Below are 12,308 nucleotides of genomic sequence, written 5' to 3' on the forward strand. Positions count from 1 at the left end.
AGGGGAGTCGCTTAGCGCATCGAGGGGCGCGCGATCTTGCGCGCGACCAGGAACGAGATCGGCATCGCGATCACGAAGCCGCAGCCGACCGCGATCGGAATCCAATGCATCGCCTGCTCGGACAGGCTCGGCACCGCTAGCACCGCGATAATCATCATGCCCGCCAGCGTCGCGCCGCCGATAATCCAAAGCAACATGGCAACCTTGATCATGATCTTCTCCTGTTGTTCTGCCGGGGCCGTCAGCCTCGCGCCCGAGCCGAGCGCAGGGTGCGCAATGGCGGGGTTCAAATGTCGGGGAAACATTTGAATATGTTCGGACGATATATTTTGGTCCCGTTCTAAGTTTGATCTGGATCAAACGATCTGTATCGGAAAACCACAGGCCGTGGAAAGGGATAAGTAACAAGACACCTTTCTGTCGCACCGGGCCGAAATGTCGCTGCGCTCTCAAAAGATATATCTTTACTTCGGGCGGAGGCGTCCCTAGGTAAGATATATCTTTCAGGAGGTCGTCATGGACGGCGTCGACAACAGCCCGCGACGATGCGGGTTTGGGATGCCCGGGTGCCGGTGGGGCCGCCGGGGCATGGGCGGTCGCGGAATGGGCGGCGGCGAGATGATGCGCGCCGGCCGGATGCTGGCGCAGGGCGACCTCAAGCTGATCGCGCTGGCGCTCATCGCCGAGCAGCCACGCCACGGCTACGACATCATCAAGATGATCGAGGAGAAGACCGCCGGTTTCTACGCCCCTAGCCCTGGCGTGGTGTATCCGACGCTCACCTTTCTTGAAGAAACCGGCCACGTCATCGCCCAGCCGGAAGGCGCCAAGAAGCTGTATTTCGTCACCGACGAGGGCCGTGAGCACCTGGCCGCCAATCGTGCGTTGGCCGATGCGGTGTTCGACCGCCTCGCCGCGTTCGGCGAGATGATGCGGCAACAGAACGGCGACAGCGGCACCGAGGGCAACGACCTGCCGCCGCTGCTGCGGGCGGCGCTCGACAACCTCAGGGAAGTCGCGATCCGCCAGATCGTCAAAGACCCGGACAACGAAGCAGAGCTTGTTGCGATCCTCGCCCGCGCCGCCGGCGAGCTTCGCAAAACGTAGGTGCGGCGCGATCCGCATCATTGGACGACGCATTCGACCGCGGGCCGGCACGGCAATCCGGCCAACGGATAACCTTCAGGAGACGAAGATGACCGCCATTACGTCTGAACAGCCGACCCGCCGCGACGTGTTGTATTTGGCGACCGGGGCCCTGGCCGCGGTCGGCACCGCCGCCGTGGTGTGGCCGTTCGTGTCTCAGCTCAATCCCGATGCCGGCACGGTTGCGGCCGGCTTCCCGCTCGAAGTCGATCTGGCGCCGATTGCGGAAGGTCAGGTCGTCAAGGTGTTCTGGCGCGGCCAGCCGATCTTCATCAGCCACCGCACGCCGAAGGAAATCCAGTCGGCGCAGTCCGCCGATTGGCAGAGCTTCCGTGATCCTGAGCCCGACTCCGCTCGCGTCAAGCCAGGTAAGGAGCAGTGGTTGGTCGTGTCGGCGATCTGCACCCACCTCGGCTGCGTGCCGACCGAGCATCAGGGCAATTACGACGGCTGGTTCTGCCAGTGCCACGGCTCGCAATACGACTCCGCCGGCCGCATCCGGCTGGGGCCGGCGCCGCGTAACCTGCCGCTGGTGCCCTACAAGTTCGCCACCGACACGCAGATCATCATCGGCGAGACCTGAGCGCAGCTCAGCCACAATCGAATTGGTCATGCGCGGGTACGACCCGCGCATCCATCGCGCGCTTTAGCGCGCCCCGAACGCTTGCGCGACGATGATGGAGTGCCGGGTCAAGCCCGGCAACGACGAGCCATTTGTCGTTCGCGCCTGCGTACACCTTCCGACGTTGCTGGAAGAAGCCCTTCTTTCTCCCATTATCTCGAAAGCCCCAATCATGCTGATCGCGATCGCCAGCCAGAATTTCCGCACCGTGACCGGCCACGCCGGCAAGACCCGCCGCTTCCTGGTGTTCGATGCGGCGCCGTGCCGCCCGCCTCAGGAGGTCGACCGGCTCGACCTGCCGAAGGAGATGTCGATCCATGAATTCAAGGAAGATGGCGAGCATCCACTCGACAAGGTGAGCGTGGTGATCGCCGGCAGCGCCGGGCCCGGCTTCCTCGCGCGGATGGCCGCGCGCGGCGTGGTCGCCATCACCACCTCCGAGACCGATCCGGTCACCGCCATCCAGAACTACCTGGCCGGGTCGCTGCCGCCGGCAGCGCCGCATGATCACGACGATGAGGAAGAAGAGGGCGGCTGCAACTGCAATTGCGGCCGGGCGGCCTGAGCGCGCCGCATCCCTTCGAGGTGCCGCATCGCTTCCAGCCGCTGCGGCGCCAAACGCAACAGCGTCATGCGCGTGCTTGACCCGCCTGCGCGGCCGTAGCCGCTTCGGCGTGGCGAAGGCCCGCGCATCCATCGCTCTTCATTGAAAACTTTGTCGCCAGAAGATGGATTGCCGGGGCGAGCCCGGCAATGACGTCTGCTGTTGGTTTCCTGTCGCCCTTACGAAAACGCGTTGCCTGCCGGACGGCCGAGCTTTTTGAACACGATCGCCGCCGGGCAGAAGCCCGTGAACGATGCCTGGATCATGTTGACCCCTGCGAATGCCGTCAGCAGCAGCCAATAGGGGCTGACCAGCCAGCCGAGTGCGAGGCTCACCAGCACGACGGTGCCGGCGAAGGCGAGCACGGTTTGATCGAGATTCATCGCATTCTTCCTCCTGTGTGACGGTCCTGCCGTCTGCGTTCGTGTTGACTATATATTCGAATAATCGTATATACGCAAATATGAAAATAACAGACGACCCGATGGTGGTTGCCGCCGACCAGGCCAGCGAGCTTCTGAAGGCGCTGTCGAACCGACATCGGCTGCTGATCATCTGTCAGTTGGTGGACGGCGAGCGCTCGGTCGGCGAACTCGCCGAGGCGCTGGATCTGCGCGACTCGACGGTGTCGCAGCATCTCGCGCTGCTGCGTCGCGACGGGCTGGTGTCGGCGCGACGCGATGCGCAGTCGATTTTCTATTCGATCGCCAGCGAACCGGCGCGCGAAGTGCTGACGACGCTGTACCGGGTGTTCTGCCCGGGGCAGGCGATCGGAATAACGGGCCGCAAACCTGCAAGGGCATGACATGGGACTGCGATGGACGATGAGCGGCGCGGTCGCCGCATTGCTGCTGGGAGCGGTGGTGGCGCATGCCGCGGCGACGCTGACCGTGGCGGAGACCAAAATCTCCGACGAGAAGGCGGTATTCGCCACCGTTGAAAGTATCAGCGTGGTGCCGGCCCGCGCGCGGATCGGCGGCACGGTGGTGGCGCTGAAGGTGCGGGAAGGCGATAGCGTCACCCGCGGCCAGGAGATCGCGACCATCGGCGACGACAAGCTGACGCTGCAGATGAATTCGCTCGATGCCCAAATCCAGGCGCTGCAGGCGCAAGCCAGCCAGGCGCAGATCGACTACGACCGCACCTCGGGCCTGGTCGAGCGCGGCACGCTGCCGCGCACCAAGCTGGACGAAGCGCGCACCGCGCTCAACGTCGCCGAGAACAATCTGCGCGCCAAGACCGCGGAGCGGTCGGTGGTGCAACAGCAGTTCAAGGAAGGCCAGGTGCTATCGCCGGACGACGGCCGCGTGTTGAAGAAGATGATCACCGTCGGCTCGGTGGTGCTGCAGGGCGATCCGATCGTCACGGTGGCGCAGCAGCACTACAAGCTGCGGCTGCGGGTGCCGGAACGGCACGCGCGCTTCCTCAAGGCCGGCGACAAGATCCGGGTCGACGGCAGCGAGTTCGGCGATCAGGTCGCCAAATTCGGCACCATCGACCTGGTGTATCCGCAGATCGAAGATGGCCGCGTCGTCGCCGACGCCACGGTCGAAGGGCTGCCGCAGTACTTCGTCGGCGACCGGCTGCGGGTGTGGATTTCCGGCGGCGAGCGCCCCGCCTTCGTGATCCCGTCGAAGTTCATCACCACCGAATTCGGTATCGACTACGTGCATCTTGGCGAACCCGGCAAGACCGTGGCGGTGCCGGTGCAGCGCGGCCGTGAGCATCCGACGCAGGAGATGCCGGACGGTCTCGAAATTCTGTCGGGCCTGCGTCCCGGTGACAGGCTGGTGCAGCCGTGAACCTCGGAATCTCAGGCCGCCTGACCAAGGCCACGATCCAGTCGCCGCTGACGCCGCTGTTCCTGCTGGCATCGCTGATCGCCGGGCTGATCGCGCTCGCGGCGATCCCGCGCGAGGAAGAGCCGCAAATTAGCGTGCCGATGGTCGACATCCGCATCAACGCCGATGGCCTGCGCGCGCCGGATGCCGTCGAGCTCGTCACCAAGCCGCTGGAAGCGATCGTCAAGGGCATCGACGGCGTCGAGCACGTCTACAGCCAGACCGAAGATGACCGCGTCATGGTCACCGCCCGCTTCCTGGTCGGGACCAAGGCCGAAGACGCGATCCTGCGCGTGCATGAGAAAATTCGCGCCAACATCGGCAGCATCCCGGTCGGCATTCCCGAGCCGCTGATCGTCGGACGAGGCATTAACGACGTGGCCGTCACGGTGCTGACGCTGTCGCCGAAGCCGGAGGCCGCGGCACGCTGGACCGATAAGGATCTGTACGAACTCGCGGACAAGCTGCGCTCCGAGCTGATGAAGGTCGACAGCATCGGCCTGACCTATATCTCCGGCGGCGGTGCGCAGCAGATCCGGGTTGAGCCCGATCCGGAGAAGTTGTCGTTGTACGGTGTGACGCTGCAGCAGCTCGTCGCCAAGGTGAAGGACGCCAATCGCTCGTTCCTCGCCGGCAACGTGCGCGACGCCGGCACGATGCGCAGCGTCTCGGCCGGTCAGACGCTGATGGGTATTCCCGACATTGGCCTGCTGCTGGTCGCGACCCGCGACAATCGTCCGGTCTATGTCAAGGACGTCGCCTCGGTGATCATCGGGCCGAATATGGCCGAGCACCGGGTGTGGAACGACGCCCGCGACGCCAGCGGCAAATGGGACCGCGTGCCGGCGGTGACGCTCGCGCTCGCCAAGCGCGCCGGCGCCAACGCGGTGGTGGTGTCGCACGACATCAAGGCGCGGCTGGCGACGCTGCAAGGCTCGCTGATTCCGAAGGATGTCGCCGTCACCATCACCCGCGACTACGGCGAGACCGCCAACGAGAAAGCCAACGAGCTGCTGTTCCACCTCGGCCTCGCCACGATTTCGATCGTCGTGCTGATCGCGATCGCGATCGGCTGGCGCGAGGCGGTCGTCACCGCGGTGGTGATCCCAACCACGATCCTGCTGACGTTGTTTGCCGCCAATCTGATGGGCTACACCATCAATCGCGTCAGCCTGTTCGCGCTGATCTTCTCGATCGGCATCCTGGTCGACGACGCGATTGTGGTCGTTGAAAACATTGCCCGGCATTGGGGGATGAAGGACGGACGGCCGCGGCTGCAGGCCACCATCGAGGCGGTGGCCGAGGTCGGCAATCCCACCGTGATCGCGACCCTGACTGTGGTGGCTGCGCTGCTGCCGATGCTGTTCGTGTCCGGGCTGATGGGGCCGTATATGGCGCCGATCCCGGCCAATGCGTCGGCCGCGATGCTGTTCTCGTTCTTCGTCGCTATGATGGTGGCGCCGTGGCTGATGCTGAAGCTGGCGCCGAAGCAGGGCGCATCCGTGGCCGCGCATGGCGGTCACGACGAGGGCCGGCTCGGCCGGCTGTATCGCCGCTTCGCTTCGCCGATCGTCGCCAGCAAGCGCGCGGCCTGGATCTTCCTGCTCGGCGTCGGCATCGCCACGCTGATGTCGATGGCGCTGTTCACCACCAAGTCGGTGACGGTGAAGCTGTTGCCGTTCGACAACAAGAGCGAGATCGCCGTGGTGCTCGACCTGCCCGAAGGCGCCACGCTGGAGGACACCGAGCGCACGCTGTTTGCTGCGGCCGATATCGCCCGCGGCCTGCCCGAGATCACCTCGGTGCAGACCTTTGCCGGCACGCCAGCGCCGTTCAACTTCAACGGTCTGGTACGTCATTATTACTTGCGCGAGCGGCCTGAACTCGGCGAGCTGCAGGTGAATTTGAAGGAGCGCGGCGAGCGCAGCCGCGCCAGCCACGACATCGCACTCGACCTGCGTAAGCGGTTGCAGACGCTAAAGCTGCCCGAAGGCACCAGCCTCAAGGTCGTCGAGGTGCCGCCTGGTCCGCCGGTGCTGTCGACGCTGCTGGCGGAGATCTACGGTCCCGACGCCGCCACCCGTCGTGCGGTCACCGCCGAGGTCGAGAAGATCTTCAAGCAGGTGCCGTTCATCGTCGATGTCGACAATTCGATCGGCGAGCCGCGGCCTCGGCTGCGGCTGTCGATTGATCAAGATCGCCTGGAGTTCTTCGGCGTCGAACAAAAGGACGTCTATGACACCATCCAGGCGCTGTTCGGCGGCACCTCGATCGGCTACTCGCATCGCGGCGAAGGCCGCAATCCGATCGCCATTACGGTCGGGTTGCCGAAGCGCGATCTCGAATGGAATGAGGCGTTGGCTTCGACGCCGGTGCCGGCCAATTCGCTGCCCGGCGCCAAGACGGTGGTCGAGCTCGGCCAATTGGTGAAGGCCACCAAGGAAGTCGGCTCGCCGATGATCTTCCGGCGTGACGGCCGGTTCGCCGACATGGTGATGGCCGAACTCGCCGGCAAATTCGAAGCGCCGCTGTACGGCATGCTCGACGTCGACAAGCTGATCGAATCCCACGACTGGGGCAAACTGCCGAAGCCGGCGATCAGCCTGCATGGCCAGCCGTCAGACGAGTCGAAGCCGACCGTGCTGTGGGACGGCGAATGGGAAATCACCTGGGTGACGTTCCGCGATATGGGCGCGGCGTTCGGCGCGGCGATCCTCGGAATCTACGTGCTGGTGGTGGCGCAGTTCAGAAGCTTTAAATTGCCGCTGGTGATCCTGACGCCCATCCCGCTGACGCTGATCGGCATCCTGATCGGCCATTGGCTGCTCGGGGCGCCATTCACCGCCACCTCGATGATCGGCTTCATCGCACTCGCCGGCATCATCGTGCGCAACTCGATCCTGCTGGTCGACTTCATCCGTCACTCGGGCGGCGCCGGCAAGACGTTGTGCGAGGTCGTGCTGCAGGCCGGCGCGGTGCGGTTCAAGCCGATCCTGCTCACCGCGCTGGCGGCGATGATCGGTGCGGCGACGATCCTGCTCGACCCGATCTTCCAGGGCCTGGCGATCTCGCTGCTGTTCGGCCTGGCGTCATCGACCCTGCTCACGGTTCTGGTGATTCCGGCGATCTACATCGTGTTGCGCGACAAAACGCCAAATCCGCCGCCGGCCACGGCAAAGTGATGGCACGACGCCGCGATCCGGTGCACAACAGGCCGCCTAAAGCCTGAGGATTGGAACCTGATGATGATCTCCCGACGGTCGGCCATGACGGCGGCGCTCGCTCTCGCTCCCGCGCTTGTTGCCGCCAAGGCCGGAGCGGCCCCGACCGCGCCGGACGCCGAGGATGTACTGTCGACCGACGCTGTGCTGTACGACGCCGAGATCCCGGTCGCCGGCAATCCGAAGGGTGACATCACCATCGTCGAGTGGTCCGACTATCGCTGCCCGTACTGCAAGAAAGTGGCGCCGGACCTGATGAAGGTGGTCAAGGAGGATGGCAACATCCGCCTGGTCTTGAAGGATTGGCCGATCTTTGGCGGCGTCTCGGTCGATGCCGCCAAGCTGGTGCTCGCTTCGAAGTATCAGGGCAAGTTTCTGCAGGCGCACGAGGCGCTGATCGGCGCGACCTCTAAGCTGACCGAGACCACGTTGAACGAGACGCTCAAGGCCGGCGGGATCGATGTCGATCGCGCCACCAAGGATCTCGACGCCAACCGCGTCACGATCGAGGCGATCCTCAAGCGCAACGACACTCAGGCGAAGGCGTTCGGCTTCCAGGGTACGCCGTCATTCATCGTCGGCCGCTTCCGCGTGCCCGGCGTGCTCGACGTCGCGCTGTTCAAGCAGGCGATCAAGGACGCCCGCGAAGCGGCAAAGAAGACTGACAAGAAGTAATCGCTTCGTCAGCCTATCCTTCATCGGCATTGCGATAAGCAAAGCGACGATGCGATCCAAGCTGTGTCTGTGGCCGGGATTGCTTCGCTTCGCTCGCAATGAAGGAGAGCGGGTGGTTTTCGTTTCAATCTCGCTCGTTGCTTGATCTGAGTCATCTTCACAACCGCTGTGGACGCGCTAAGCTGAGCCGTCGCATCGCAGCGGGATGACGGTCATGCTCTGCATCCGCTTGGCGGCGTGTGCTGCCGTGATGATCAATGTGCTGGCGCTGGTACCGTGGGCGACCCCAGCGCAGGCTGCGCCATGGCGCGCCGACGAGGGCAACACCCGCGGCTGGATGCTGATGTCGCCGCAGGAGCGGATCGAACATCAGGGACGGGTGCGCAGCTTCACTGACTACAATGTGTGCGAAGCCTATCGGGCCGAGCATCACGCGCTGATGGTACAGCGGGCACGCGAGCGCGGGCTCGACCTGCCGCATGGCGGCCGCGACTTCTGTGACCATCTGAAGTCCGGGCGGGATTGAGGCCATGGCAGCCGCTGCCGCAGCTGTGCGCCAGTGGTCGGTTCCGCTGCTGTCGTGCGTGGTGCCGGCGGGCTTTGCGGTCTGGGCCTTTCCCGAAGGTCTGCCGCCGATCCGCACCGCCGGCATCGTCACCGGTTGGCTCGGCTGTGGTCTATTGCTGGTCAGCCTGCTGCTGATGCTGCGCGAGCCGCGATTAGCCGCCTGGCTCGGCGGCCTGGAGCGGATGTATCGCTGGCACCACGGCACCGGGCTCGCTGCTTATTTGGTTCTGTTGCTACATCCGCTGCTGCTCGCCGCCAACAACCTGCCGGCGGCGCGGGTCGCCTGGCAGACGCTGTCGCCGTTCACCGAGAGCTGGCCGGTATGGTCCGGCTGGCTTGGCTTGCTGCTGCTGATGGGCGGCCTCGTCACCACCTTCGTCCGCAGCATTCGCTACGGCACTTGGCGCTGGCTGCACGCGCTACTCGGCCTCGGCGTGCTGACCGGGCTGGTGCACCTGATTCTGCTCGGCATCGACGAGCCGGTACTGCCGATCCTCGCGGTCGCGGCAGCGATACTCGGCTGGCGGCTGATCCGCGGCGATCTAGGCCTTGCCGCGCGGCCGTATGTCGTGACGTCGGCCCGGCCGTTGGCGGCGCGATCGGTGGAGGTCGTGCTACGTCCCCTCGGCGATCCAGCTTTGGTAACGCCCGGCCAGTTCGTCCTGGCGGAATTCGGCAATGGCGCACGCTATCGCGGCTGCGGCGAATTCCATCCGTTCACGGTCAGCACGATCGCGAACCAGGACGAACTGCATCTCGCCATCAAGGCGCTCGGGGACTGCACCACCCGGATGCTGGCGATCGAGCCCGGTGTGGCAGCCCGCGTCATCGGAGGTTTCGGCGGCTTCGTCGATCCGCACGGAACGGCGCCGCAGTTCTGGGTGGCGGGTGGAATTGGTGTCACGCCGTTTGTGGCTTTGCTGAACGCCGGTCCGCTGCTGCATCCGACGCGGCTGCTGTATTTGTATCGCAGCGAAGCTGACGCGGCATTTCTGCCGGAGCTGCGGGCGACCGCAGCGTCTGATCCGAAGTTCACGCTCCACGCCGTTGAGACCGGCGACGATGTTCCCGATCTCGGCCCGCTACTGCCGACTGCCGGCGAGTTGTCGCGCGCGGAGTGTTATTTGTGCGGACCGCCCGGTCTGGTGGCCGCATTGAAATCGGCGCTCGCCGCACGCGGCGTCACCGCCCAGCATGTCCACTACGAGAATTTCGAGTTCAGATGATGCGCAAGCTGTTCTACGTCTCGACCGCCGCGTTCTGGATCGCCGTTGCCGGCTTCTGGATCGGCAACCTGTTAGTGCCCGGCACCGACACGAGTGCGACCGCTGCCGAGCGCGAGATCGGCGCGGCCGAGCTGGCCCGGCACGCCGTGCCGAAGGACTGCTGGATGGCGATTCGCGGCAACGTCTACGACATCACGGCGTATCTGCCGGATCATCCATCGCGGCCGAGCATCATCGAGCCGTGGTGCGGCAAGGAAGCATCTGAGGCGTACGACACCAAGACCAAGGGGCGGAAACACTCGCCCGAAGCCGACGCGTTGCTGCCGAAGTACCGAATTGGACGGTTCGTCGGCGGAGGTTAGAGCGATATCGACATCAGGCGCGGTGCGCATGGAGCAACCGCGGTAAGATAAAAGAACTCCGGTTCTGGTTGGATCAGAACCGGAGAAATTGTTTTGCGTCAGGCGATCATCGTGCTGCGGATTTCGGCGCGCAGTTCGTCGATCAGCCGAAGACCCTTGCTGGTTTCGACGTGCCAGAACGTCCAGCCGTTGCAGGCTTCGGAGCCCTGCGCCATCGCGCCGATCCGGTGGATCGAGCCGACCTTGTCGCCAAGCATGATGGCGCCGTCGGCACGCACCAGCGCACCGTGCCGCTTCTTCGAATCGACCAGCCGGGCGCCCGGCGAAATCATGCCGCGCTCGATCAGTTCGGAGAACGCCACCCGCGGTGCATCGCGCGCGGTGAGGAACGGCTTCAGTGTGTCGTCCGGCAGCGGCTCGATCGCATCGATTCGCGCCCGCGCCGCTTCAGCGTAGGTCTTGTCGCGTTCGATACCGATGTAGTTGCGGCGCAAACGCTTGGCGACAGCACCTGTCGTGCCGGTGCCGTTGAACGGGTCGACCACCAGATCGCCGGGTTTGGACGAACTCAGGAGTACGCGCGCCAGAAGCTGTTCGGGCTTCTGCGTCGGGTGCACCTTCTTGCCGTCTTTGCCCTTCAGCCGTTCGTCGCCTGTGCACAGCGGAATCAGCCAGTCGGAGCGCGCCTGAACGTCCTCGTTGGCCGCCTTCAACGCATCGTAGTTGAAGGTGTAGCCCTTGGCGTTCTCGTCACGCGCCGCCCAGATCATCGTTTCATGCGCATTGGTGAAACGACGGCCGCGGAAGTTCGGCATCGGATTCGATTTGCGCCAGACGATGTCGTTGAGCACCCAGAACCCGAGGTCCTGCATGATCGTGCCGACGCGGAAAATGTTGTGGTACGAACCGATCACCCACAGCGTCGCAGACGGCTTCATGATCCGTCGCGCGGCGAGCAGCCACGCACGGGTGAAGTTGTCGTAAGCGGCGAAGGACGCGAACTTGTCCCAATCGTCGTCGACGGCGTCGACTTCCGATTCGTCGGGACGCTTCAGCGCACCTTTGAGCTGCAGATTGTACGGCGGATCGGCGAACACCAGATCCACCGACTTCGGCGGGAGCTTCTCCATCTCGGCGATGCAATCACCGACGATGATTCGGCTCTCGGGCATATCTTCAAATTGAGTGCGGGGCGCCTTTGCAGACGCCCCGCGACGCGACACAACCATGACTCAACTAACCTGACTCATGTGACGCCGTCGGCGACGCGGGACCAACAAACCGACTAGCCACTACAATGACCCGTCAAAGTAAAAATCGACTTAATTGGATTGCAGTTTGGTGACCACGGAACGAACGTTCGGAGGAACAGTTCTCTCTGCCGGCATGTCGACCGCGATGAAAGCGTGCAACGTTTACACCATCGGTGTTTACGCACGGCTTGGGCTGCCCGGACGCTGGCTGTGCGTTGTCCTCGCCGGCGTCAGGGTTGCGCACTAGGCAATATTTGCCGGGCGGGTTAATGCTAATTGTCGCCGATTTTTTCCGATCGGCTACACACGAGGACCGGCCCCGAATCGCCGGTGCGGCCAAACCGAGGACAGGCTGATGCGTTTCGATGACTTCCGTCGCAGCGACAATATCGATGACCGCCGGGATCAAGAGGGCGGCGGGGGTGGTGGTGGCGGATTCGGATTTCCGATGGGCGGCGGCGGCCTCGGCATCGGCACCATCGTGGTGCTGGGTATCGTCGGCTGGGCGCTTGGCATCGATCCGCGTTTGCTGATCGGCGGCGCCGAGATGATTTCTCATTCGACGCAGCAGCAGCAGACCGGCAGCCGTTCCGGCAAGGAGGGCGCTCCGACCGACGAAATGGGCAGCATGATTTCCGGCGTGCTCGGGGAGATCGACGATCGCTGGACCGAGGTCTTCAAAGACAGCGGTCAGAGGTATGTCGGCCCGAAGATCGTGCTGTTTCGGGGCCGCACCAATGGTGGACGCTGTGGCATGGCGCAGGCGGCGATGGGGCCGTTCTATTGTCCGC

14 protein-coding genes are annotated in these 12,308 nt (G+C 64.3%); 11 read left to right on the plus strand and 3 right to left on the minus strand.

What is annotated here, in order from left to right:
- Positions 1 to 11: 11 nt before the first annotated feature.
- Positions 12 to 212, minus strand: a complete 201-nt coding sequence (locus tag DY467_RS13430; RefSeq protein ID WP_107343192.1) for a hypothetical protein — start codon at positions 210 to 212, stop codon at positions 12 to 14.
- A 304-nt stretch (positions 213 to 516) separates the two neighbouring features.
- On the opposite strand from DY467_RS13430, the gene DY467_RS13435 reads away from it, so the two are divergent.
- The 3 genes from DY467_RS13435 (at position 517) to DY467_RS13445 (ending at position 2,333) form a co-directional block, all read left to right on the plus strand.
- A complete protein-coding gene (locus tag DY467_RS13435) occupies positions 517 to 1,107 on the plus strand; it encodes a PadR family transcriptional regulator (protein WP_164573873.1) in 591 nt (196 codons plus the stop codon).
- Between the two features lie 88 nt (positions 1,108 to 1,195).
- Complete coding sequence (petA, locus tag DY467_RS13440; protein WP_164636624.1) at positions 1,196 to 1,729, plus strand: ubiquinol-cytochrome c reductase iron-sulfur subunit; 534 nt, start codon at positions 1,196 to 1,198, stop codon at positions 1,727 to 1,729.
- A 211-nt stretch (positions 1,730 to 1,940) separates the two neighbouring features.
- A complete protein-coding gene (locus DY467_RS13445; RefSeq protein ID WP_164573555.1) occupies positions 1,941 to 2,333 on the plus strand; it encodes a NifB/NifX family molybdenum-iron cluster-binding protein in 393 nt (130 codons plus the stop codon).
- 218 nt (positions 2,334 to 2,551) lie between these two features.
- Here DY467_RS13445 and DY467_RS13450 read toward each other — a convergent pair whose 3' ends face one another.
- Positions 2,552 to 2,755, minus strand: coding sequence for a YgaP family membrane protein (locus DY467_RS13450; RefSeq protein ID WP_013500959.1), 204 nt, complete (start codon positions 2,753 to 2,755; stop codon positions 2,552 to 2,554).
- 80 nt (positions 2,756 to 2,835) lie between these two features.
- Between DY467_RS13450 and DY467_RS13455 the strand changes: the two genes are divergently transcribed.
- The 7 genes from DY467_RS13455 to DY467_RS13485 all read left to right on the plus strand — a co-directional run bounded on the left by DY467_RS13455 (position 2,836) and on the right by DY467_RS13485 (position 10,264).
- Positions 2,836 to 3,177, plus strand: a complete 342-nt coding sequence (locus tag DY467_RS13455) for an ArsR/SmtB family transcription factor (protein WP_164636642.1) — start codon at positions 2,836 to 2,838, stop codon at positions 3,175 to 3,177.
- Position 3,178: 1 nt separating this feature from the next.
- The gene (locus DY467_RS13460; protein ID WP_164636626.1) at positions 3,179 to 4,174 is read left to right on the plus strand and encodes an efflux RND transporter periplasmic adaptor subunit; all 996 of its coding nucleotides are present in this window, start codon (positions 3,179 to 3,181) and stop codon (positions 4,172 to 4,174) included.
- On the plus strand, positions 4,171 to 7,395 hold the full coding sequence (locus DY467_RS13465) for an efflux RND transporter permease subunit (protein WP_164636627.1): 3,225 nt from the start codon (positions 4,171 to 4,173) through the stop codon (positions 7,393 to 7,395). Before DY467_RS13460 ends, DY467_RS13465 begins: the two co-directional genes overlap by 4 nt.
- 60 nt (positions 7,396 to 7,455) lie before the next feature.
- Positions 7,456 to 8,109, plus strand: a complete 654-nt coding sequence (locus DY467_RS13470; protein WP_164636630.1) for a DsbA family protein — start codon at positions 7,456 to 7,458, stop codon at positions 8,107 to 8,109.
- A gap of 214 nt (positions 8,110 to 8,323) precedes the next feature.
- The gene (locus tag DY467_RS13475; protein WP_164636632.1) at positions 8,324 to 8,635 is read left to right on the plus strand and encodes a hypothetical protein; all 312 of its coding nucleotides are present in this window, start codon (positions 8,324 to 8,326) and stop codon (positions 8,633 to 8,635) included.
- 4 nt (positions 8,636 to 8,639) lie between these two features.
- Positions 8,640 to 9,902, plus strand: a complete 1,263-nt coding sequence (locus DY467_RS13480) for a ferric reductase-like transmembrane domain-containing protein (protein ID WP_164636634.1) — start codon at positions 8,640 to 8,642, stop codon at positions 9,900 to 9,902.
- Positions 9,899 to 10,264, plus strand: a complete 366-nt coding sequence (locus DY467_RS13485) for a cytochrome b5 domain-containing protein (RefSeq protein ID WP_164636636.1) — start codon at positions 9,899 to 9,901, stop codon at positions 10,262 to 10,264. The genes DY467_RS13480 and DY467_RS13485 overlap by 4 nt, the downstream gene beginning before the upstream one ends.
- A 98-nt stretch (positions 10,265 to 10,362) precedes the next feature.
- Here DY467_RS13485 and DY467_RS13490 read toward each other — a convergent pair whose 3' ends face one another.
- Complete coding sequence (locus DY467_RS13490) at positions 10,363 to 11,493, minus strand: site-specific DNA-methyltransferase (protein WP_107354440.1); 1,131 nt, start codon at positions 11,491 to 11,493, stop codon at positions 10,363 to 10,365.
- 379 nt (positions 11,494 to 11,872) lie between these two features.
- Between DY467_RS13490 and DY467_RS13495 the strand changes: the two genes are divergently transcribed.
- The coding region (locus DY467_RS13495) for a neutral zinc metallopeptidase (protein ID WP_205502331.1) at positions 11,873 to 12,308 on the plus strand (436 nt) is incomplete at its 3' end.

The sequence above is a fragment of the Rhodopseudomonas sp. BR0G17 genome (assembly GCF_010907025.1).
In the GTDB taxonomy this organism is placed as follows: Bacteria; Pseudomonadota; Alphaproteobacteria; order Rhizobiales; family Xanthobacteraceae; genus Rhodopseudomonas; species Rhodopseudomonas palustris_H.

Excerpts from the sequence above, each read along its gene's own strand:
- DY467_RS13480 (WP_164636634.1), top strand. The coding sequence starts at position 8,640 with ATGGCAGCCGCTGCCGCAGCTGTGCGCCAGTGGTCGGTTCCGCTGCTG.
- DY467_RS13485 (WP_164636636.1), top strand. The coding sequence starts at position 9,899 with ATGATGCGCAAGCTGTTCTACGTCTCGACCGCCGCGTTCTGGATCGCC.
- DY467_RS13450 (WP_013500959.1), bottom strand. The coding sequence starts at position 2,755 with ATGAATCTCGATCAAACCGTGCTCGCCTTCGCCGGCACCGTCGTGCTG.
- DY467_RS13460 (WP_164636626.1), top strand. The coding sequence starts at position 3,179 with ATGGGACTGCGATGGACGATGAGCGGCGCGGTCGCCGCATTGCTGCTG.
- DY467_RS13430 (WP_107343192.1), bottom strand. The coding sequence starts at position 212 with ATGATCAAGGTTGCCATGTTGCTTTGGATTATCGGCGGCGCGACGCTG.
- DY467_RS13490 (WP_107354440.1), bottom strand. The coding sequence starts at position 11,493 with ATGGTTGTGTCGCGTCGCGGGGCGTCTGCAAAGGCGCCCCGCACTCAA.
- DY467_RS13435 (WP_164573873.1), top strand. The coding sequence starts at position 517 with ATGGACGGCGTCGACAACAGCCCGCGACGATGCGGGTTTGGGATGCCC.
- petA (WP_164636624.1), top strand. The coding sequence starts at position 1,196 with ATGACCGCCATTACGTCTGAACAGCCGACCCGCCGCGACGTGTTGTAT.
- DY467_RS13445 (WP_164573555.1), top strand. The coding sequence starts at position 1,941 with ATGCTGATCGCGATCGCCAGCCAGAATTTCCGCACCGTGACCGGCCAC.
- DY467_RS13455 (WP_164636642.1), top strand. The coding sequence starts at position 2,836 with ATGAAAATAACAGACGACCCGATGGTGGTTGCCGCCGACCAGGCCAGC.
- DY467_RS13470 (WP_164636630.1), top strand. The coding sequence starts at position 7,456 with ATGATGATCTCCCGACGGTCGGCCATGACGGCGGCGCTCGCTCTCGCT.
- DY467_RS13475 (WP_164636632.1), top strand. The coding sequence starts at position 8,324 with ATGCTCTGCATCCGCTTGGCGGCGTGTGCTGCCGTGATGATCAATGTG.